Annotated in this window: 16 protein-coding genes and 1 pseudogene; 3 read left to right on the top strand and 14 right to left on the bottom strand. The window is 28.5% G+C overall.

What is annotated here, in order from left to right:
- Window positions 1–99 precede the first annotated feature (99 nt).
- From F811_RS0105165 to F811_RS0105180, 4 genes are all read right to left on the bottom strand, one after another.
- A complete protein-coding gene (locus tag F811_RS0105165) occupies window positions 100–1887 on the bottom strand; it encodes a methyl-accepting chemotaxis protein (protein WP_020004216.1) in 1788 nt (595 codons plus the stop codon).
- Window positions 1888–2004: 117 nt separating this feature from the next.
- Window positions 2005–2901, bottom strand: coding sequence for a class I SAM-dependent methyltransferase (locus tag F811_RS0105170; protein WP_020004217.1), 897 nt, complete (start codon window positions 2899–2901; stop codon window positions 2005–2007).
- Window positions 2902–2928: 27 nt separating this feature from the next.
- A complete protein-coding gene (nusA, locus tag F811_RS0105175) occupies window positions 2929–4419 on the bottom strand; it encodes a transcription termination factor NusA (protein ID WP_020004218.1) in 1491 nt (496 codons plus the stop codon).
- Between the two features lie 42 nt (window positions 4420–4461).
- A complete protein-coding gene (locus F811_RS0105180) occupies window positions 4462–5034 on the bottom strand; it encodes a ribosome assembly cofactor RimP (protein WP_020004219.1) in 573 nt (190 codons plus the stop codon).
- Between the two features lie 252 nt (window positions 5035–5286).
- Here F811_RS0105180 and F811_RS0105185 point away from each other — a divergent pair, with 252 nt between their 5' ends.
- Window positions 5287–6813 carry a phospholipase D-like domain-containing protein gene (locus tag F811_RS0105185; protein ID WP_020004220.1) on the top strand — a complete coding sequence of 509 codons (1527 nt, stop codon included), beginning with the start codon at window positions 5287–5289 and terminating at the stop codon, window positions 6811–6813.
- A gap of 33 nt (window positions 6814–6846) precedes the next feature.
- Window positions 6847–7791 carry a leucine-rich repeat domain-containing protein gene (locus F811_RS0105190; protein WP_020004221.1) on the top strand — a complete coding sequence of 315 codons (945 nt, stop codon included), beginning with the start codon at window positions 6847–6849 and terminating at the stop codon, window positions 7789–7791.
- A gap of 106 nt (window positions 7792–7897) precedes the next feature.
- Here F811_RS0105190 and F811_RS0105195 read toward each other — a convergent pair whose 3' ends face one another.
- The gene (locus tag F811_RS0105195) at window positions 7898–9751 is read right to left on the bottom strand and encodes a methyl-accepting chemotaxis protein (RefSeq protein ID WP_020004222.1); all 1854 of its coding nucleotides are present in this window, start codon (window positions 9749–9751) and stop codon (window positions 7898–7900) included.
- Between the two features lie 246 nt (window positions 9752–9997).
- Between F811_RS0105195 and F811_RS0105200 the strand changes: the two genes are divergently transcribed.
- Window positions 9998–11281 (top strand): galactokinase, encoded by a 1284-nt coding sequence (locus tag F811_RS0105200; protein ID WP_020004223.1) that lies wholly within the window; start codon window positions 9998–10000, stop codon window positions 11279–11281.
- Window positions 11282–11427: 146 nt separating this feature from the next.
- Here F811_RS0105200 and F811_RS0105205 read toward each other — a convergent pair whose 3' ends face one another.
- The 9 genes and pseudogenes from F811_RS0105205 to F811_RS0105245 form a co-directional block, all read right to left on the bottom strand.
- Window positions 11428–13164, bottom strand: coding sequence for a flagellar assembly protein A (locus F811_RS0105205; RefSeq protein ID WP_020004224.1), 1737 nt, complete (start codon window positions 13162–13164; stop codon window positions 11428–11430).
- Window positions 13165–13196: 32 nt separating this feature from the next.
- Window positions 13197–14000 (bottom strand): class I SAM-dependent methyltransferase, encoded by an 804-nt coding sequence (locus tag F811_RS0105210; protein ID WP_020004225.1) that lies wholly within the window; start codon window positions 13998–14000, stop codon window positions 13197–13199.
- Window positions 14001–14064: 64 nt separating this feature from the next.
- Entirely contained in the window at window positions 14065–14820 is a 756-nt protein-coding gene (locus tag F811_RS0105215; RefSeq protein ID WP_020004226.1) for a PASTA domain-containing protein, read from the bottom strand.
- 21 nt (window positions 14821–14841) lie between these two features.
- Complete coding sequence (fmt, locus tag F811_RS0105220) at window positions 14842–15780, bottom strand: methionyl-tRNA formyltransferase (RefSeq protein WP_033425222.1); 939 nt, start codon at window positions 15778–15780, stop codon at window positions 14842–14844.
- Between the two features lie 56 nt (window positions 15781–15836).
- A complete protein-coding gene (locus F811_RS0105225) occupies window positions 15837–17285 on the bottom strand; it encodes an HD-GYP domain-containing protein (protein WP_020004228.1) in 1449 nt (482 codons plus the stop codon).
- A gap of 26 nt (window positions 17286–17311) precedes the next feature.
- A complete protein-coding gene (locus F811_RS0105230; RefSeq protein ID WP_020004229.1) occupies window positions 17312–17926 on the bottom strand; it encodes a hypothetical protein in 615 nt (204 codons plus the stop codon).
- Window positions 17927–17999: 73 nt separating this feature from the next.
- A complete protein-coding gene (locus tag F811_RS0105235; protein ID WP_020004230.1) occupies window positions 18000–19910 on the bottom strand; it encodes an ankyrin repeat domain-containing protein in 1911 nt (636 codons plus the stop codon).
- 98 nt (window positions 19911–20008) lie between these two features.
- A complete protein-coding gene (locus tag F811_RS0105240) occupies window positions 20009–22609 on the bottom strand; it encodes an ABC transporter substrate-binding protein (RefSeq protein ID WP_020004231.1) in 2601 nt (866 codons plus the stop codon).
- Window positions 22610–22796: 187 nt separating this feature from the next.
- Window positions 22797–23144, bottom strand: a pseudogene (locus F811_RS0105245) (Rpn family recombination-promoting nuclease/putative transposase); the annotation flags it as partial.

The raw sequence follows: 23144 nt of genomic DNA on the forward strand, positions 1-23144 counted from the left end.
AAAATATTTTAATATAAAAAAGGAGAGTGTAAATAAATACCTCTCCTTTTTATTATATTAAAAAAATAATTATTTAAAATTAGAATTAAGTTTGAAATATTATAATTCAGATGACAAATTGCTAGTACCCTGCACTACTTCCTTTCCAAGTATAGAACTTTCATTAACAAGTTCAGCATTCTCCTGTGTAATATTATTAAGCTCATTCATAGCAGTATTAATTTGTTTTACACTCTCTTCCTCTTCAGAAGCAGATTCATATATTTGAGAAAGTATATCAGATACATCTTTAGCAGATTTCTCTATTTCTACAAGTATATCCAAAGAACGTTTTACAGATTCATCACCTACTTCTATTTTGGCAACAGTTTTTTCTATTATGCCAGTTATATTTCCAGCTGCCTCATTAACATTCTGTGCCAAAGCTCTAATCTCAGAAGCAACAACAGCAAATCCTCTGCCCTGCTCCCCAGCACGTGCTGCTTCAACTGCGGCATTAAGTGCCAATATATTTGTCTGAAAAGCTATAGATTGTATCAATTTTGTAATATTTGATATTTCCTTACTAGACTCTGAAATTTCTATCATATTATTAGATATTTCACTTACAGCAGAAACTCCATTTTGAGTAGACTCTGTAACTTTAGCACTCATATTTTTTGCATTATATGAATTTTTTGAAGTATTAGATATAGCAGAAAAAAGATTCTCAATAGAGCTTGTAATCTCTTCAACAGCTGCTGCCTGAGATGAAGTGCGGTCTGATAAATTATCTATTCCTCCAGATATCTTTTCTGAAGAAGTATTAATAAGAGATATATTAGTCTTTAATTCTGATACTATAGTATGCATTATATGCTGCATATCATTAATAGAATTAGCTAAAACACCTGTTACATCTTTTCTTTTTAATTCTTTTTCATCAAACTGACTGTCAAATCTTCCGTCCTGCATCAAAGTCATTATAGTGATAGCATGATATAAATTATGAGATAAAGGTATCACTATTTTAGCTACTAAAATAAACTCAAGCACTATAAGTAGTATTATGCATAAAAATAAAATTATCATCATAAATCTGAACTGAGAATAAAAAGGTTCAGCACTTCCTTTAAATACTAATATCCAAGGAGCATTATCAGTTTTTTGAATAGAATACCATTCATCTTTTATAATATTCAAATCTCCAATATGAGATGATAAATTACCCTTAAAATCAGAAAATATTTCATAAGTAAATAAATTATTAGTTTCATTCAAAATGTAGTCGCTATTTTCATGCGTCATAAAAATACCTTCTTCAGAAACTATATAAACATCTTCTGTGAAATTCTTTTTAAGACTCTCTGTAATAGCATTAATATTGGCAAAATCTATAGCACATACCCCTTTGAGAGCTCCATTAGTATAAACAGCCTTACCAAATGTTACAGTGAGTTTATTAACAGCAAAATCAATATAAGGATCACTAATCATTATATCATTAGCTGCAACAGAATCCTTATACCAATCCCTAGAAGTTTGATTATAAGTTAAAGGATAAACTTCCAAAGTATTCATAAACACTCCGCCTTCTGGATAAGGAACACTTCCTCCAAAATAAACATTTAAATATCCAGTATTAAGTTTCTGAACATTAGTAATAAAATTTCCAAATTCCACCCAGCTAGGATTAGACTCTAAATATGCTGCCATAACATATATAGTATTTTTAAGCTCTTCAACATAGCCTTCAGTTCTTGTTTTTGCCTCTAATGTCTGTAGATGTTTCTCTCTTAAAAATCTTGATTTATATAAAGGTCTGTAAACAAAACAAATTATGATAAATAATACTAATAAAAATATTATAAAAGGAGCTAAAAATTTAACCATTAATCTATTTTTCATAATAAAATCCTTTATACAAAATAAAAACATATACTTTAAAATATATAGATTATATTTATAAAGTCAAAAATAATCATACTTTTTTTATAAAAAGAATAAAAAATTATGAAAAATATACTAATTTTTTAATTGTGCTATAATTCTTATATTTTCACCATAAGACCATAAATTGTTATTATCATAATAATTTATGAATATACTACTAGGAGTAACAAAGGTTTTCAAAGCAAATAAAGAAAATGAAAAGAAATTTATTAAACTAGGAATACTTCCTTCTAATATATTAGCCCTCAAATTAGTATTGTATTTTGAAACTGAATAATTACTATACTGACATTCTATAATATTTAAATCAGCTTTTTTTACAAACATTTTTAAATTTTCAATATTAAAATTAACAATATGCTCTGTAGATAAATATCTCATAAGAATATCATAACTGCACTGATTTTTATTAGGTGAATTAGGTACTTCTATATATAAGTATCCATTATCTTTAATCATATTCTTAATTTTAATAAGTACATCAAAAGGATTTTTAAAATGCTCTATAACATGCGAAAGCATTATAATATCATACTTTTCTTTACTTTCCAAAAAATTAGGCTTCAAATCAATATCATATTTGTTTTTAGCATAGAGTCTTGCGTTATCATTAAGCTCATAACCATAAACATCACAACCATTTTTTTTAAATATATTTAGAAGCAGTCCATCAAAAGCACCGATCTCACATACTTTTTTATTATGAAAATCAATATGCTTTTTTATAAAATTAAACTGAGATAAACTTCTAGCATAACGCATTTTACTTTTAGCTGTCTCAAATAATTTATTTTTTATATTATTATGATATTCATTTTTATATAAAGCATATATTTCTTCGTCAGTAGGCAAATCTATAAAGTAGAGACCGCAATTACAGCATTGATAAACCTTTTTATCACTCTGCCATATATTTTTTATAGTGCCTATTTCAGAATAATTACTGCTTCTGCAAACCTCGCATATCATAAAAATAAACTCAATTATACAAAATTATTATTCAAAAGAAAGCTCAATTCCGCATTTAGGACATTTAGTCATATCTTCTGTAATACTAGAACCACAATTAGGACACTCATAAACTTCTATCTCTTCAACAACCTCTTCTGAAGTAGTTTCATATTCATCTTCGCTTTCAACTATTTCTACAACATCTTTCATTACAAGCATCAAATTATCCACTGTATCTTTATCGAGATTTGTTTTCTCCATAATATCTTCAGCTGATAAATTATACAATTCTTCTATAGAATTAATTCCATTATCTATGAGAGTTTTTATAACAGCTTCATCAATGCCCTGTAAAGAATAAAGATTGCTTTCAAATACTTCTGCAACTTCTGTCTCTTCACTAGGAGTTTCGGCTTCTTCAGCAGTATCTGAGAATATTTGATTTAATGGTACAATATCTTTCAATAATTCTGGATTTTCTTTAATATCTGTTTCAGTTTTTATATCAAAATAATATCCAGTAAGCTGAGAAGCTAGTTTTACATTATAACCGCTTTTACCAAGTGCCAAAGAAAGCTGCTCATCTGGTATAATTATCATAGCTTCTTTTTTCTCTGGATCTGTAATAATAATACGTATAGGTTTAGCTGGAGTTATAGCCTCAGCAATATATTCTCTAATATCTTTAGACCATTTTACAACGTCTATTTTTTCACCTTCAATCTCTTTTATAATTGACTGTATACGTATACCTTTCTGACCTATACAAGCTCCTATAGGGTCTACTTCTGGTTTATTGGATACAACAGCTACTTTAATTTTTAAACCCGGCTGTCTTACTACATTTTTAATTTCTATAGTACCGTCTGCTATTTCTGGTATTTCAAGTTCAAAAAGTTTTTTGATAAAATCTGCTTTTGTTCTAGTAAGAAGTATTTTAGTAGGTATTTCCTTGCCTGTTCTATCATCTTTACCACCCTGAACCTTATATATATAAGCTCTTATTCTGTCGCCTACTGTATAATGTTCTCTAGGAGACTGATCCTTTTTCTGTAATTCGCCCTCTGTTTTTCCAAGATTTATATAAATAGTTCCTTTATGTTCTCTCTGAAAATATCCGTTTACAAGCTGATTTTCTCTTCTCTTAAACTCATTATATATAATATTCTTTTCAAGGTCAGAAATCTTCTGGAAAAATGTGGTTTTAGCAACCATACTCTCTATTCTTCCGAATGCCTCAACTTGATCCACAAGTATTAATACTTCATCGCCCAAATTAATATCTTGATCTAATTTTTTAGCTTCCTCTAAAGATATTTCTTTATTTTTATCTTTTACTTCTTCTACAACGTTAGCTCCCTTATATACAGTAGGATTATTTTTATTATCAAAATGAATATGAAAATTTATATCATTTCCATATTTCTTTTTTAAAGCTAATTCCATAGTAGATGCTATAACTTCTTTTAAAAGCTCTATACTAATATCCTTTTCATCAGAAAGCTGCTGTAAATAAGTTCCAACGTTTTCAAACATTTGATATTCTCCATTTTTTATTTTTTATATTATCATAATATATTAACAATTTAATCTTGCTTTTATAATATCATTTTTCAATATTTTGATATTTTTTTCATTAATAATATTATCCTCATCAAAAACATTTATAATGATATAATCATCTTTAGCCTCTTTTAATTCTGCATAAGATGTAATAAAATTATCACCGTCTCTATACTTTATTTTTATAGGCATACCCTCAAAAAGTTCATACCTATCATTAAATTTCCATCTGAATCCAGCAGATGAAACTGTTATAGTATAATCACCCTCATCATATCCGTTTTGCTTTATACATTCCTGAATCTTTCTTGTAGTTTCTATACAATGAGTATGAGATACACTTTCTTTCTTTTTATATATAACAGCATATACTTTTTTGTTGTCAGAAATTGCCCTCACCTTCAAATCAAGCAAATATATACCGTCTTTTTCCAAAATATCTTTTATACCATTAAATAATAATACTTCATCTATAATAGGCGTAGTCTTATTAGATTTTTCTTTATTATTATGCAATTTCTTTTTTTTAGGCAGTCTGCCGTACTCTTTTTGCTTTTGCGGTTTTATCTTACTATTTTTATTATTCATACAAAATTGGCATATAGTATATTTTCCTAAAACATAAAAAAAGAGTGTCGGTCTCTTTCCTGAAAAAGAAAACCAACGCCCTTCATTACAAATATTTTCGGAAGTAATGATATTTTAACGTACTAATGATTTTTGTCAAGTGCTTTTATGAATTTTATTATTATGTTATTTTTGTTGACATTTATTATTTTTTTATATAGTATTTAAACATTATAAATATTAAACTAAATAACAGATTATATCGGAGTTGAAATGGTATTTTATATATTAACTATTATCTTTTTTTTGTATGTTGTATCAATAGCTATAAAAATGCTTCTTGAAAACAGACCTCCATATTCTTTTATAGCTTGGCTTACAGTATTGGTATTTTTGCCCTATGTTGGAGTAATATTTTATATATTTTTGGGAATGGATTGGAGAAAATCAAAGAAAAAAATATCAGCAAAACTTCCAGAGGATATGATAAAAAAATATTTCTCACCGCTTTTAAAAGAACAAATAAAAATACTTGATAATATGCAGGGCAATTACGGCAGAAATATTAATTTGGTAAAACTTGCCATAAATAGCGGATATTCTCCTATTACAGTGCAAAATGAAGTTTATGTATTTGATGAAGGGGAAAAACTTTTTAATGCCATAATAGAAGATTTAAAACTCGCAGAAAAAACTATACATATGGAATATTTCATATGGAGAAGTGATGAACTTGGAGAAAGAATTAAAGATGTGCTTATAAAGAAAGCTAAAGAAGGGGTTGAAATAAGGCTTATATTTGACGGAGTAGGATCTTTAATGAGAATAAGCAAAAAATACAGAAAAGAGTTAAAGCAAAACGGAATAAAACTGCTCTACTATCATGATCCTTTTTCTATACTATGGACTAGATTTATCAATTACAGAAATCACAGAAAAATAGTTGTAGTTGACGGGGTTGTCTCATATATGGGCGGAATGAATATGGGACAGGAGTACATAGACGGAGGAAAGCGTTTTGAATCTTGGAAAGATGTACATATGAGAATAGTAGGAGATACCTGCAATCTTATACAAAATGTATTTGTATGTGACTGGTATAATGCAGGAGGAAGAGATTTAGAAGTATTTAATGTTAATGAAAAAAAACATAAACTTTCAAGAAAATTAAAATATATAAATGAAACTTTAGATGAAGAAAGATTCTTAATAATGAGAAAGGATCTATTTCCAATATCGGCAACTGATAAATTTCTTCCAGTACAAATTATAACTTCAGGTGCTGATTCTAAATGGGACAGCATACAAAAAGTATATTCTAAAATGGTAGAGGAAGCAAAGAAAAGTATTTATATAGAAAGCCCTTATTTTGTTCCTGATGACGGATTTTTATCCGCTTTAGAAAATGCTGCTTTATCCGAAGTGGATGTACATTTAATGATAACAGGCAAACCTGATAAACTTGTACCTTGGTGGGTAGCACAAACTTATTTTGAAACTTTACTTAAGGCTGGTGTTAACATATACTTATATGAAAAAGGATTTTTACACAGCAAATTCTGCATAATGGATGGAAAAATAGTATCATGCGGAACATGCAATATGGATATACGAAGTTTCTATTTACATTATGAAATGAATGCGGTTATATATGATACTGATATAGCCAAAAAATTTGAAGATATATTTAAAAAAGACATGCTAAACTCACATAAGATAACTATAGAAGAATACTCTAAACAGCCTATGTTTGTAAGATTAAGAAACTCAGCCTGCAGGATAATAGCTCCAGTTCTTTAAATATAGCTTTAAATAAATATAGGAATGTATTTTATGAAGAATATAAAAATATCGGCATTAGATAATCAAGCACTATTTGATTTAAATGCCTCTGAAGAGAGCCTCACATTATTTGTAGATGATATAGGAATACCTAAAGAAAATATTTCTACACTTAATGAAATTTTAAGAGTAAGAGAAGATTTCTTTTTGAACATATCTTCAGATAAAAATGATACATACAAAAATAATATAATGGGCAATGATTTATTAAGAGCCTTGCCAGATTTAAAAAACCTTATATATCATGCTTCTATGAGATACCCTCTAAAAAGTATTGATATATTTGCAAGACTTATAAATCTAAAAAGCCTACATCTATACGGTGATTTGCCTAAAGATATGGAATTAAAACCGCTCGATAATATAGAAAACCTTGAAAGCATATATATAGAAAACGGCTTAACACTAAGACAAGATGTATATTTAGCTATGAGAAGCACAATAAAAGAAATAGGTGCTGGAACGTTCAGAATGGAATCTTTTGACAAAAATCCTAATTTAAAAAAAATAGCAGTTCTTTCTGGTGTTTCTCATGAAGAAGAAATGCCAAAAAAACTTCCAGAACTTGAAGAGCTTTATATAGAAAAAGGAAAAAATATAAGATCATTCAAATTCTTATCTGAAATGAAAACTCTTAAAACTTTAGAATTAAATAATATACCAGAACTTAAAGAGCTTCCAGATTTTAGTCCTTTAGAAGATTTAAAAAAAGTGGTATTAAAAAATTTAAGAAACCTAGAGAATATGGATTCTATATTAAATCATGCAAGAGTAAGAACATTGATACTAGAAAATATAAAATGTTTTAATATAGATACTATATCTAAAGAAATATCTCCAAGATTGAAATTTGTATCTGTGATTACTGATGATAAAAACTGGGATAAAAGAACCCAAAAACTTCTTGAAGAAAAAGGTTTTAAGCCCGCTTTATAAATATCTAAATGAAAGCATAAACAAAATTATAAAGAATAAATAAAAATCATAATATAAAAAATTAGCCTGACTATTTCATCAGGCTAATTATAAAAACATAAATACTTTATAATTTAAAATAACTTACAACCTCTATCAATTTTTGTGCCTCACTGCTTAATGTAATACTTGCATCTTTTGACTGCTCTACCAAACTAGCATTTTCCTGAGTACTTGCATCCATTCTTAATACTGCCTGATTAACCTGTTCTACTCCAGACTGCTGTTCTACTGCTGTTGTAGAAATATCTTTCATTATGCTTGCTGTACTTTCTATTTTATCTTTTATATCACTAAATATTTCCTGTGATTTTCTGGCTGCTTCTGCTGCTACTTTTATTTTTTCATCAGAGTCGGCTATTAGAGAAGTAATATCTTTAACAGAAGTCTGAGTATTTTGTGCTAATGTTCTTACTTCAGAAGCTACAACAGAAAAACCTCTTCCCTGCTCTCCAGCACGTGCTGCTTCAACTGATGCATTAAGTGCTAATATATTTGTCTGAAAAGCTATATCTTCTATCAATTTTGTTATATTAGTAATTTTTCTGCTTGCTTCATAAACAGCTTCCATACTTTTAGTAGTGCTGTCTATTATAAGTCCAGCCTCTTCTACTGATTTTTTGGAGTCATTCATCATATCATTTCCTATAACAGATTTTTCAGCAGAATTCTTTATATTTGAAGCCATTTGTTCCATAGAGCTTGCTGTTTCCTCTAATGATGAAGACTGAGACTGAGTTCTCAATGCTAAATCATTATTTCCGCTTTCTAATTCTTTTGAGGTTAATTCTATATTGTTTGAAGAATCTATTATATTTTCAACTATATGTTTTAATTTTTTAATTGTATTATTAAATCCGTTTGCTATTATTCCAAATTCATGATTTTCATATTTGCTGCTCAAAAATTTAGTTGGTGCTGATACTGTAAGGTCTCCATTTCCAAGCCTATTTAAATCATTAGCTAACTTTGTTAAAACTCTTGATATATGAACATTAACATATCTTACCACTATAAATGAAGTAATAATAAGAAGCAATATACTTAAAATAATTGTTATTTTTATAAGAATATTTCTGTCAGAATAAAATTCACTATAAAGCATAGTAACACACATTATCCAATCTATATTATCAAGTCTTGAAAAAGCCATTACTTTTTTACCATCATCTTCATAATGCAAAGTTCCTTTTCTTTCAGTAGAAGCAGCAGCAAGAGCGTTTCTTGATCCTTCTGATATGGTATTTATTTTTTCGCTGTCTTTATGTGCTACTCTTTTGCCGTCTTCATCTACTACATAAATATTACCAGTTTTTCCTATGGTTATCTCAGAAAAATATTTTTTAGCAAAATTATCCCATTTTAATTCTGCTGCCAAAACTCCAGCAGGTTTTCCACTGTAATCAACTACTCCTGATAATAAAGTAATAACATACTCATTATTAATAGGTGATATTTCTATTTCATCTGCTATTGAATATTTATATCCGCTTTCTATTAAGCGATTCCATAAACCTCTATTCGCTATATCGCTTCCTATAGTATTTTCTGATGTGGAAGTTACAAGTTTTCCATTTAAATCAAATAAAGAAAAAGAAGCAAAATGATCCCCAAGTTCATTTAACAATTCAGTTAATTCACCATTAGCTATAGTTAAATTAAGATCATTAGGTGTTTTAAAATAATTCAAAAACTCTGATTCTTTTGCGATTACAGAAGTTAAATCCCTCTGATCATTTAACCATACAGAAACTAAATCCCTATATCCGTCCGCTGTTTCCATAAATCCTCTTAAAGCTGTCTTCTCTATAAATACAGAAGAAGCAGATATTATTACTATCATAAGTATAATGAGCATTAAAGCTACAGACGATATGATAGTAAAAGGCATTCTAAATTTTAAGGTTTGCATAAATTTCATAAATAACTCCCTAAACTCAATCATTATGATAATAGTATATTATAAAAATTTAAAAAAGTCTATATTAACGTAAATATTTTTTACTAAAATTTATAAAAAATATATATTTTTTACATAAAAAGTAAATATTAGGTAAATATTTTATATATTTGTAAATTAAATTTATGCGGTAGTTTTATAATTTTTCCTTTGACAAAATTATTATAATTGTTTATCATGATAACATAATAAATATAAGGATTAAGTATGTATAATATATCCCAATTAAAAGAATTATTAAAAGCAAAAAAAATGCATGAAAAATTTTCATTAATATACGGAGGAGATGAAGCCAGTATATCTGAAGCCTATAATAGACTAGAAGAAACGATAAAACATTTTGAGAGTATAGATAAAAGCGAAGAAATATATTTATTCAGTGCATCTGGAAGAACAGAATTATCAGGCAATCATACTGATCATAATAATGGATGCGTACTGACAGCATCTATAAATTTGGATAAACTTGCAGTAGTGGCAAAAAGAAATGACAATAAAATAGTGGTTTATACTGACTATTCAAATAATCCAGACATTATAGATATCAATAATTTAGAAATAAATAAAGATGAATACGGAAAATCAAATGCTTTAAGCAGAGGCGTTTGTGCTGGAATAAAAAAAGAAGGATATAATATTGGAGGATGTACAATATCATTAAATAATAAAGTACTTATAGGAAGCGGATTAAGCAGTTCGGCAAGTTTTGAATCTTTAATCGGGGAAATACAGAATGCTTTATATAATAATGGTAAAATAAGTAAAGTTGATATAGCTAAAATAGGACAATATGCTGAAAATATATATTTTGGAAAACCTTGCGGACTTATGGATCAAATGGGATGTTCTGTAGGCGGAATTATGTCAATAGATTTTAAAGACAATAACAACCCTATTATAGAAAAAGTAGAATATGATTTTGAAAGTAAGGGATATGCTCTTATGATAGTAGACGCTAAAGGAGATCATAGCGGACTTACTAATGAATATGCTGCTATAAGAGAAGAGATGAATGCTATTGCTAATTATTTCGGTAAAAAAGTGTGCAGAGAAATAACTAAAAAAGAATTGATAGATAATGCTTCAAAATTAAGAGAGAAAATTGGCGACAGAGCAGTAATGCGAGCTTATCACTTTATAGAGGAAAATGAAAGAGTGATAAATCAGATAAACGCTCTAAAAAATGATGATATTAACACTTACATAAAACTTATGAATGAATCAGGACTTTCAAGCTTTATGTATTTACAAAATTGCTATTCTGTTACAAGTTCCAAAAATATGGGAGTAGCTTTGGCTATATGTCTTACAAAAGATTTTCTTAAAGGAGAAGGTGCATGCCGTGTACATGGAGGCGGTTTTGCTGGTACAATACAGGCTTTAATACCTTTAGAAAAAGCAGAAGAATACAAAAAATATATGAATAATATATTTGGAGAAGGAAGTGCTGTAAAAATAAGAGTAAGACAAGCTCCAGTATGTGAAATCTAAAATAATTTATAATGAATTATAAAAGACAAGAAACTTCATAAAGCCTTGTCTTTTTTATTAAAATAAAAAAGCATAATATATAATCAATTAAAATTTTAAATGATTATGTATTATGCTTATTTTTTATTATTTAATTAAATAAATTCTTAATCTTCTTTTATTTCTCTAGGGAAATCATATTCCTCCAAAGGAAGCGGTTTAGGTGCTTTTTCTGATATATCTCTAAGTTCTTTAGAATAAAAATATTCTGTACCAGAAATCTTTTTAGATATATATTTTCTCATACTAGATATATAAATAGTAACACCTGGGAAAAATCCTTCCATAGATGTAATACTGCTCTGAGATAATTTTTCAAATTCAGCACTCATTTCATCTCTTCTAGCCTCAAGCTGTGCTGTTTCTTTAACAAGATTAGTAATTCTTCTCAAAATATCCTTAATTCCTTCTCTTTTATTTACAGGTATTCTTTCTATAAAAGCTTTAGGATTTTTAAAATACTCTGTACCTAAAAGTGATTTAATTTTACTTATCTCCTCTTTATTAGCCTTAACTGTAGTAACAATATTTTTAAACTCGGCATCAGCCTCGGCATCTCTACCTACCGTAATAGTAGTTTTTGATTCACTCATAGAACCTATACTCTTAGCCCAAACTCCGTTTAATGCTTTAATATTTCCTCCAATGATAACACCTTTACCTTCAAGTACTATTACTCTGTCATTACAAGCTATTTCAGCATTAACCAACTGATTGGCAAGTAAATCACCTTTACATATTATTGAGGCATTTCTTATAAACTGAGCTGATAATTTACCGTTAACATGTATTTTACTGTTAGTTCCGCCTATTATACCGCCTGAAACTATCAAATTACCAGCACATTCTATTTCAGCATCTTCTATATTTCCTCTTACCAATATATCGCCTTCAGTTTTTATAGAAAAACCTGGAGCAACATTATCTTTAATAATAAGAGAGCCATTAACTTCTATATTTCCAGTAGATAAGTCTACTTTATCTATTTCAGCAACAGTACTTACAGATAAAGTATTATTGTGATTGCTTAATATACCTCTTATCGCACTTTTAATAGTTATGCCGTCTTCATCTACTTTAACATTTTTTCCCAATTTGTAGCAAGGATCTTCATCATAATGTGCCTCCATAACAACATCATATATATCAAGACCGTCTAAAGAAGGCTTTTCTTCCATGAAATGTGCTATTTGAACATCAGCTTCTATATTATGTATAAAACCTCTTTCTTTAAAGTCTATAGCTCCGTCTTCTGATTCTTTACCTGTATCTATAGTAAAATCATAATCTAGTATAACTTTCTGAACATTTCCGTCTATAGGTTTTCTTCCTTCAACGAATACACACATTACACCTTCATCATATTTCAAATTATAAGCTACTAATTCTGCAACTTTATCATAATCTACCATTAATTTAATAGGTATCTGAGATATTATTGTCTGTATTTCTTCCAAAACAACTTGTTTTTTCTGCTGTTTTTGAGGCGGAAGAACCATAACACCTCTCCATTTATCAGCAACATTAATAACGGGTATAACTGATACTGATTTTAATTCATCATAAAACACATATCCATGTTCTGTAGATCTATAATTACCAGTCATTTTATCAAATTTTACATTTTTACCAGCTTTTATGCCCTCGCGTTTAGAAATAGATTTTAATATGGCATCTCCAGGGTGAACATAGTTCTTTAAAAGTTCTTCGTACAAATTTTGATCCTTACTATCGATATCAACTATTTGATCATAAATCTCTCTAGTATTAATAGTGTTGTCATAATAAAATTCATAATTGTTAGGATCAATTGATAATGTTGGTTTTATAATTTCCTTAGCCATATATTCTCCTTAAAAATCTGCAAAAACTATTCTCATTTCTTACACAAGAAGAGCATAACATCTCCCCTATTAAATAATTTAACATATTTATCAAAAAAAGCTTTAATTATTTTATTAGGTTTCTTTTCTATTGGAATAGACCCCCAAGAAAAATCACTAATAATATTAAAGCCAATACTTTTCATATAATTTGATAATGTAGTCTTTGAAAAAAGCCATAAATGCTGCGGCATAACAGCTCTCCAATCCCCTTTATACTTTTTAGCAAACATACCGTCTGCATTCGGTGTCGTTATTGCCAAATATCCTCCTTTAGCAAGTATTCTATAAATTTCTTTTAAAGTATCTGCAGGATTTGGCACATGTTCTATTACATGTGAAAAGTGTATAAATGAAAAATAATCACTATCAAATCCTACTTCTAGCAAAGGTTTTTCATGAACTACAATACCGTAATTCTTTCTTGCATACTCGGCAGATGATGAACATATTTCAATACCTTGAGCATTATAGCCCTTAGTCTTTAAATAATTAAGCATCATTCCAGTAGCACAGCCTATATCAAGCACATTTTTATTTGGGAGTTCACTTTCTATTTTATCAAAGCCTATATCTTTCATAGCAAGCTTCATAAGACCAAAAAAATTGTCCTGATTGGCTACCTCATACTCAAAATAATTATCACTGTATATATCATTTATCTCTTCCTGACTTAAAACAGGATACTGATATATAAGTCCGCAATTTAAACATTTGTTGTAGCTTACCAAATCTGTTTTTATATAAACTTCAGATTTAGTACTGCCGCAAAATTCGCATTCTTTTCCTTCAGACATATAACTCTCCGATTATTATATTCGGAAAAAAATGCGTATTCTTTAAATTTAATATAAAAATATCTTATTGCTGATTTTGAGTTTTCTTATTATTAACTGTTAATATTATTTCTGTATTCATACTAACCACATCTTCAGCAGCAGGAATTTGGGAAACTACTATATCATTTTCATAAAGAGAATCATTTATTTCCACTTTTGGAAGTATAGTAACATTTGTCATAGTGCTTAAAACATCATTTGTAATAATGCTTAGTGCTTCTTCATACTTAATACCAGTAACATCAGGCATTTTTACCAAAGCCTGCTCGGCAACGTTAATAACCAAATATACAGTTCTTCCTCTTTTTACTTTAATGCCTCCTTTAGGCTCCTGACTTACAACTGTGCCTAATGGATAATTATTAAAATAATGAGTTTGAATATTAAGATTCATACCTTCTTTCTCTAAAGTATTAAATGCCTGAAATACTTCCTTACCCTGAACATCTGGAAGAACAAAAGATTCGCCTCCTGATTTTACTATAACAAATACAACTATACATACAACTAATATCTGCAAAACAAAAACTATTAAAGCAAAAAGTGTTAATCTTCCAAACACAAGTAATGATTTAGAATCGCTTACTATACCATCTGGCAAAATAATACTTATAAATTTCTTTATATAAAATATTATCTTATCTAATATATTACTAAACTGTTTATTATCTTTTTTAATCTCTATTTTTTCTGCTTTTTCTACTTTTTCAATTTTTATTTCAGTTTTTTCTTGTTTTTCTTTAGTATTAATTTCAGGTTTATTTTTTTTTCTGCTCATTTATAATTAACTCCAAGATTATTAAATTAAATATTCGCCTATATTTAATTTATTTCCGCATAGAAATTCTTTTACTGTCTGTCTTTTTTTGCCTTCTCTTTGAAGTTCTTTTATTACATAAATACCATTAAGTGCCTGAATATAAATACCTTCATTATTAACATCAACTATTTTTCCAAAATCACTTTGACAATCTGTATTATATTTATATTCACTCTTAAAAACTCTTATTGATATATCTTTGTAAAAACAATATGCTGTAGGCCATCTTACAAAAGCTCTTGTCATATTATGAAGACTAATAACATCTTTTGAGAAATCAAGTTTACCGTCTTCTTTTTTTATCTTACTGCAGTATGTTGCCAAAGAATCATCTTGTTTTATCATATTCGATAAATGCTTGTCAACATCTTTAAAAAACTCTTTTAATAGATAAACACCGCTTTCTTTTATTTTATCATACAAATCATTAAATTGCCAGTCATCTGCTATATCAACCTCATGCTGAAGTATGATATCGCCTTCATCTAATTTTGCATCCATTTTCTGTAATGTAGTTCCGCTCTTTTTAAATCCGTAAAGAAGTGCATGCTCTACTGGACTTGCACCTCTAAGTATAGGAAGAAGAGAGCCATGAATATTAAGAGGCATAATTTTAGGAAGTGCCAATGTTCTTTTAGTTAAAATTCTGCCGTACGCCACTACTATCAAAAAATCTGGGGCAAGATCTGTTAAAGTACCGTAAAAATCATCTTTATTTATACTTTCAGGCTGAAAAAGATTAAGATTATTTTCTAAAGCTGCTTCAACAGCAGGAGAATTTATTATATTACCCTTTCTGTCTTTCTTGGTATCAATCGGAGATATTACAGCACTTAAATTGACATTATCTGTTTTCATTAATTGTAAGATACAATCTCTTGTAAAATCGGTTGAACCTGCTACTATAACATTATACATCATCAAATGATTATATATTTTTATTGTGAAAAGTCAAATAAATTCATAATTATTTTCTATTCTTCATATATCTCTATGCCTTTTACCTCTGAGAGAAATTGAGTAAATAAAGAAAATGCTATTGGATCAATTTTTATTTTTTCATCTATAAACATAGCTTTCATAAACATAACAATTTCTTCAGGATTTTTATTTCGGCTTCCATTCATAAATGTTAAACTATCATATATATCAGCTATCTCAAGCATTTTAGCTGGAAAATATGCTAATGCATCAGCATTAACAATATCTTCTGTTTCAAAAGTCATTAAAAAATCTATTTTATGTTTAGGATCATTTGCTTTTTTATCAAGAAAATTCTTTAATATTCCGCTGCCGTAACCATAGCATTCATGATGAAGACCAGCAATTAAAGCTGCCTCATCTTTTTGATTTAATACATACTTAAGAAAATAGTATGCTTTTAATGTATGAAAATCTTTAAAATCTCCATCTTTAATGAATTCATCTGTTGGTATAAAATCCATAATATTGAGCATAGCAACATCATGATAAAAAGCTCCTGCCGCATAATTAACTATTTCTGAAGCAGTAAATTTTCTTATACCAAGTTTATATACTTTTTCTAATTTTTCTATTCCTTTAGAGATATTAAATTTATTTAAAATTGAACTATAATATTGCAAATATTTATCCTGATAATCCTGTCTTAATTTACTGCTAAGCCCCTTATTAAATATATTATTATAATAATATAAGAACTCTATCATAAGTATACATACTCTGTTACTATGGCTTATTATATTAGAATCATTAAGTAAGTCCAAATTATCAAAAATATCTCTAAATACATATTCTTTTTCCAAATAAGTTACTATAGAGTTCATTATACTTGAAATCATAATCTCTGTTTCTGTATTAATAATATTATTAGAATTTTGTTTAGATGTTTTTATGTATTTAATATATCTTATAAAGTCAAGCCTTGCTATAATACCCAATCCTGTTAACATACGCTCTATAGAAATAGCTATTTCATTGGTTACCTTTTGTGCTTTAGATTCCAGTTTTAATTCATCTGCATAAGGTTTTAATAAATAGATTCTATTGTTTGGTTTTTCTTTTACTATTTTTGATAAAAACAATGAATTAGCAGATTTTAATTTTTCATTTGAAGGCTTACAATTTTTATATATATGATAGAAATAATCAGATTCATTATATTCACTTTCATCAGCACCCTCTACAACACTATTTTTATTTGTATGCGGATTATTCAAATTAAAAAACTTACTTGAAAATGATGATATATAATACTTAACACCTTTAAGTAATATATTATCCTTTTCTTCTATAAGGAGATTTACAGAAGAACCCGGTACTATAATACTTATACCATTAGAGTTTACACAAGTTATCTCTATATTTTCATTAACTATTATTTCTTTAAGCTCTAATATTTTATCAAAATTAATTTCATAGTATTTATTCATTGCTTTAAACATAAATACACCTCAAAATTATTATAATTTTATTTTTCCATTTCCTGCAAAATTTCTCCTATATGCTTAAGCTGTCTGTCGGCTGTTTTATTATAATCTATCTCACCAAGTGCTATTTTATAGGCTTTATCGATTAAATTATCCATTTCAAGTTTGGCCTTATTTTTCATTACTTTATCAGCCAATTCCTTAGTTAAAGCCCATCTCTCTTTAGCTAAATTATAAAAAAATACCGCATATTCAAAACTTTTCTTTATATCCTCATCAAACTGAGAATTATAAAAATAATAATTTTCTTTATCATAAAGACCTGCAAGATAAATATAATTCTGAGTTATTAGATAATTAAACTGCATATGCATAAGGTCTTTATATCTGGTGTAGGCATCTTCTGTTTCTATAATAGTTAAAGCTCTATTAACAAAATCAAAAGGAGCATTTAAAGCTCTTTCAAGATAATCTACATTTCTAAGCAAATCATATTCGCCGTAATAGGAAGGCAAGGCATAAAGTCTGTAATAATCTTCTGCATAAACTATATATCCATAGTCTTTTTTCTCTACTATAGTAGACTCTTTCATACCTATTTTAGGATACAAATTTACACTAAAAATTATAATTAATAATAATACTATCTTCTTCATATGCATACTTACAAATTAAAATATTACTATTATTAACGGTATAATTTATATAATACTTTATTAGTTATTATATTTATAAAGTTGAATTCTGTTTTTCTTCAGCTTCTCTCAATATCTCAAATATAGCACTATTATTGTTATCTCTTGCTATATCTATAGGATATTCACCTCTGTTGTTTCTAACCATAACATCAGCACCTGATAATACTAATTCGCTTACTATATCAACACTTCCAGAAGTGACAGCTTTATGTAAAGGAGTATCTCCATTTTGATTTTGTATATTAAGATTAGGCTTTTTTTCTAATAACATTCTAACAATAGGAAGTTTAGAATATTCTGAAGCTATATGCAAAGCAGTATCTCCGTATTTATCAACTGCATTTAAATCTACTTTCTGAGTTAATAATATTCTAGTAATGTTTTCTGCTCCGCTTTTTGCCGCTATCATCAATGGAGTATAACTTGATATTCCAGCATAATTTATATCAGCACCAGCCTCAACTAATACCTGAAGTAAATCAACATTATCATTATTTATAGCATATTCAATCAAACTTTCACCATCTTTTGTTACTATAGATAGATTAGCCTTATTTGCTATTAATAATTTTGTAAGCTCAACATCATTATTCATAACAGCAATAGTTAAAGGACTAAGACCATTACTATCTTCTATGTTAATATTTGCTTTATTTTCTATTAGAAGTTTTATCATATCATTTCTGCTTGATTCTATAGGACTGTTCATAGCATATAAAAGAGGAGTTTTCTCTTCATAGCTTGCCGCATTAACATTGGCCTTATTTTCTATTAATACTTTAGCAAGTTCAATATCTCCATTATTTGCAGCATACATCAAAGAAGTCCAGCCGTCATTGTCTGAAGAGTTTACATCCGCACCATTTGTAAGAAGTACTTTAACGGTATCTATATATGAATTTCCGCTTGCTATTATCAATGCATTTTTTCCATTAACAAGCCTGTTTAATACGCCTTTATTTATATTTGTAATTATTTTCCCCATTATTTTGGCACTATCTGCAGATTTCTGCTGAACCAATACCAAATCTACAGGCGATGAACTAGTATTATTAAATTTAGAACCAGCAGCAGCCATTATTATATTTCCGTATATGTCGCTTTCTCCAGCATCCTCTATTTTAGCCCATTTTGATAAGAAATAATCTACTAGTGCAGGATTAAGAGATAAAACAGCATTATAAAGTACAGTAGTTCCATCAGCACTTTTATAATTAATATCTGCCCCATTATCTATTAAATAACGTACTATGCTCTCATCACTATTTTCAATAGCATATCCTAAAAGAGAAGGCTCTCTTTTTAAATCAAATGAATTATCTAATAGAAGTTTTATCATAGTTTTATTGGTTTGAGAAACAGCATAATACATAGGATAATGATCTAAATACTTACCCGCATAAGAACCATATACATTAGCTTTTCCTTCTTTTATAAGAAGTTCGGCTATTTTTGTATTATTATTGCTTACAGCAAGCAACAAAGGGCTAATTCCTGAATCATTGCCTATTTCTGTATCAGCTTTATTCTCTATCAAGAATTTTACAGCTTTAATATTATTATTTTGTACAGCATGATATAAAGGAGTTTGATTATCGCTGTCTGTTTCATTAACATCAGCAGCATGATTATTAACCATTTCTTTTACAACTCTGTCGCCATATTTTTTATTATATATCTCTTCGCTGTATATTTCATAGTTTCTAACCATTTTCTCCATATCAGATTTGCCCTTTATAAATAAGAACAAACCTACAATGATACCAGCACCCACAAAAAGTACAAAAACAATTGCAACTGCAACAACAGCTACTTTAAATATATATTTTTTATTTTCTTCTGCTTCTTTAGACTTATTTACTCTTTCTATAGCATTATTATTATTTGCTTCACCATTAATTAAATTATTATTATTTGAATCATTATTATTAAAATTTTCCATAAACTAACCTCCATATTAAATAAAAATAAATTTTGAAAAATATAATAACATATTTTTAATAAATTAAAAGAGTATAAAATAAAAATATCTATATAGTATTATTGCAGTATAAAACTTCTAGTTTCTATATAAGGAGTTTCATCAGCAATATATGATTCTATCACAGCTATATAATTACCATTAGGAAGAGATGATAAATCTTCTTTTGGTATAGTAAGTTTAAATACATCGTCCTGTAGAATAGCCTTATACTCCCTTTCTCCTCCGTTTTGTAACTGAATAAGAACTTTCACAGTAGTATTAGGGTCTGGAAGCTCTAAAGCATTATCTGGGTAATTGTACGAAGAAACATAAATATACATATTAATATCATTATTCTTACTTGCTATAGCAGGCATTTCAATATCTTCTATTCTGCTCATTTTAGTTGATAATCTTTCAATCCAATATTCAGCAGTATAACTATAATCTTTAAAAGCAGTTAACTCTATATAATTTGCTTTTGAATCTATTTTTGATATAAAGAAAGGTCCGTTTGATATATATGCATGTCCGTATTTATCTATAAAGTCAATAGCAGCCTGATATCTTCTGACAGCTTCTTCTTTTGTAATAAAATCTTCTATACCAGCAGGTATGTATTCACTGTCTCTCATCTCAATTAATTTTTCTTTTATATCAGATACGCATGTAGGATTTTTTACATCTATAGAAGTCAAAGACTGATCCTGCGATATGGTATAAACATTTCCAGATTTAGAGCCTTCAAGTACAATTTTCATTATAGCCTCATTTATCTCAAAAGGAATAACAGTATTTCTGTTTGGGTTTCCTATTTTAGGACTAACCGCAGCAATGGCAATTTGTCTGTCCATATCCATAGGCCAATAATAATTTCCATAAAGAGTAAAACTTCCATCTTCATTTATAATACTTCCGACAGCTCCGTCCATAGCAGAAAGATATCTTCCAGCCATAGCAGAATCATAATATTTATCATTTTCATTAGTTTTTGTTATAACATTAGCTATAAATACGTTTCCATACATCAAATCAACTAAAGATGACTCTATACCATGATGCCATTTGAAACTTCTAGGTTTAAAATCACATTTTACATAAGCTGTAATGTTATCTGACTTTTGATAAACTAGCTCCCCATTTTCATCAACTTTTACAGTAAGCCCCTCTTCCCATTTTTGAATATAAGGGTTATACATCTTAGCATTTTGAGGCACCTTTATAGTACCAACTGGTATGCCGTTATTTCCAGCTCTCACTCCTATTTCTAAACTATTAGTGTCAGCCTCTCCAAGTATAAACTCTGTTTTAGCAGTAGAAGGCGATTCAAAAGTAGCACCCGCATCAGAACAAGGACCTATCATTATAGCAGAATAAGCATCAGAAAATCCGCCCACACCCACAGGATCCCAAGGACTTATAAATAATGAACCTTGTGCTGAATGCTGAAGAACTCTTAATACTTTTTCTCCGTTTCGGTTGGGCTTTATATCGGCACTTCTTATAGACCAGTCATTTACTCCGTCACCTACTCCGTAAAGCATTCTTCTATTGAATCTTTCTTTATTCGCTACAAAAAACTGAGTCTGTGAGTTTAAATATATTCTTACAGCATCTTCAAGCCCTATTTCCTGCAAACGCATATTGCCATTCCAATACTCATCAGCAGTCAAAAACCAGCCGTTTGAATTTTTATCACTTATCCTTGAAGCCTCTTTATTATCATAGTTCCAAAACTCAGAAATATTGCCTCCCGGCATATAATTGCCTTCTCTTACATACATCTGTCTTAATGTAACGTCCCACCAAGCTCTTGTTGCACCTGCCCCCCAAGCTTCAGTTATAATATTCCATTCATAATCTTTTGGGTCTGAACCGTATACAACCTGTGTAGATTTATTTCTATCATATAGTAGCTTTTCTACTTTTATACCAGTTTTTTCTATCAAATCAGATATTGCATTACCCGCTGGAAGTCTTCCTGTAGGATCATCAACCCTTATAACAAATTTAATAGTTACTGTTTCACCATTATATTTCCACCAGCCATTTTCTTTTACTAATTTTCCTCTATTTTCTGGTAAATTGGCAGCTCTTTCCATAGCTTTATTTATATCATTAATTGCTTTCTCTTCATTGCCATTTGCTGTCATACCCATTTTTGAAGGTATAAGATTATATCTGTAAGTACCCGGCTGACCAGGTGTAGCCTGAGTAAATGAAGGCTCACCTGCTCCTCTTAAAATTTCATCAACTAACTTTTTTCTGTCAATTAAAAAATTCATAGCAAATCTTACTTCTTTTATAGCTAAAGGATTAAAATAAGTTTTGCCGTCTCTTGTAGTAACTGTATATGGGGCTTTATTGGGCACTGGGTTAAAAAGCAAAGACCAAGAGCCAGAAGGCACCGCATAAGTATCTAATTTCTCTAAATCACTTTCACCTAATGACAAATAAGTAGCCCCGTCTATTCCGCTAGCCATTAAATCTGCTCTGCCGTCCGCTACATCTTTAATTGCTATTGTCATATCAGTTCTTACTTCGTATATTATTTTATCTATTAATGCTCCGCCTCTGTCTATTTCTTTCTGTTCAATCTCTTCTTTACTATCTGAACATGAAGAAATTATAATTGATAATATTATTAATATATTAAAAATTTTATTATTTAATTTCATTACAAAGCCTCATTATACAAATTAACATAATATATAATAATAGCATAAATAATAAATGTCAATAAATAATAAGTATTAAAATATGAATGCTTTAAAATTAGATAATATATTTATTGAAAATTATTTTAATGTTAATTTTAGATTAAGATAATACATGATGTAATAAATAAACCAAATATTATTTATATTATAAATTTTCTATTTCTTCTATACTCAATCCTGTATTATCACTTATAAACTTTATATCTAAACCAGACTTTTTTAAATTTTTAGCTATTGTTATTTTATTTTTTTCAATACCTTTTTCAATACCTTTTTCAATACCTTTTTCAATACCTTTTTCAATACCTTTTTCAATACCTTCTTTAATACCTTCTTCTTTAGCTTTTTTCATATCTAATTCTATGCTTTTATTAAAAAAGTAAGTATCTACTTCTCTTTTTTTATATTTATCCATTACTGGACTATCATTAACAAATGTACGGCATTTTTTTTCTACTTCTTCAAATATAGTATTTTCTTTCATCAAGACAGA

This window comes from Brachyspira innocens ATCC 29796 (genome assembly GCF_000384655.1).
GTDB classification, from domain to species: domain Bacteria; phylum Spirochaetota; class Brachyspiria; order Brachyspirales; family Brachyspiraceae; genus Brachyspira; species Brachyspira innocens.

What these genes read in the sequence shown, in the direction of transcription:
- F811_RS0105165 (WP_020004216.1), bottom strand. Translation starts at nt 1,887, where the DNA reads ATGAAAAATAGATTAATGGTTAAATTTTTAGCTCCTTTTATAATATTT.
- F811_RS0105170 (WP_020004217.1), bottom strand. Translation starts at nt 2,901, where the DNA reads ATGATATGCGAGGTTTGCAGAAGCAGTAATTATTCTGAAATAGGCACT.
- nusA (WP_020004218.1), bottom strand. Translation starts at nt 4,419, where the DNA reads ATGTTTGAAAACGTTGGAACTTATTTACAGCAGCTTTCTGATGAAAAG.
- F811_RS0105180 (WP_020004219.1), bottom strand. Translation starts at nt 5,034, where the DNA reads ATGAATAATAAAAATAGTAAGATAAAACCGCAAAAGCAAAAAGAGTAC.
- F811_RS0105185 (WP_020004220.1), top strand. Translation starts at nt 5,287, where the DNA reads ATGGTATTTTATATATTAACTATTATCTTTTTTTTGTATGTTGTATCA.
- F811_RS0105190 (WP_020004221.1), top strand. Translation starts at nt 6,847, where the DNA reads ATGAAGAATATAAAAATATCGGCATTAGATAATCAAGCACTATTTGAT.
- F811_RS0105195 (WP_020004222.1), bottom strand. Translation starts at nt 9,751, where the DNA reads ATGAAATTTATGCAAACCTTAAAATTTAGAATGCCTTTTACTATCATA.
- F811_RS0105200 (WP_020004223.1), top strand. Translation starts at nt 9,998, where the DNA reads ATGTATAATATATCCCAATTAAAAGAATTATTAAAAGCAAAAAAAATG.
- F811_RS0105205 (WP_020004224.1), bottom strand. Translation starts at nt 13,164, where the DNA reads ATGGCTAAGGAAATTATAAAACCAACATTATCAATTGATCCTAACAAT.
- F811_RS0105210 (WP_020004225.1), bottom strand. Translation starts at nt 14,000, where the DNA reads ATGTCTGAAGGAAAAGAATGCGAATTTTGCGGCAGTACTAAATCTGAA.
- F811_RS0105215 (WP_020004226.1), bottom strand. Translation starts at nt 14,820, where the DNA reads ATGAGCAGAAAAAAAAATAAACCTGAAATTAATACTAAAGAAAAACAA.
- fmt (WP_033425222.1), bottom strand. Translation starts at nt 15,780, where the DNA reads ATGTATAATGTTATAGTAGCAGGTTCAACCGATTTTACAAGAGATTGT.
- F811_RS0105225 (WP_020004228.1), bottom strand. Translation starts at nt 17,285, where the DNA reads ATGTTTAAAGCAATGAATAAATACTATGAAATTAATTTTGATAAAATA.
- F811_RS0105230 (WP_020004229.1), bottom strand. Translation starts at nt 17,926, where the DNA reads ATGAAGAAGATAGTATTATTATTAATTATAATTTTTAGTGTAAATTTG.
- F811_RS0105235 (WP_020004230.1), bottom strand. Translation starts at nt 19,910, where the DNA reads ATGGAAAATTTTAATAATAATGATTCAAATAATAATAATTTAATTAAT.
- F811_RS0105240 (WP_020004231.1), bottom strand. Translation starts at nt 22,609, where the DNA reads ATGAAATTAAATAATAAAATTTTTAATATATTAATAATATTATCAATT.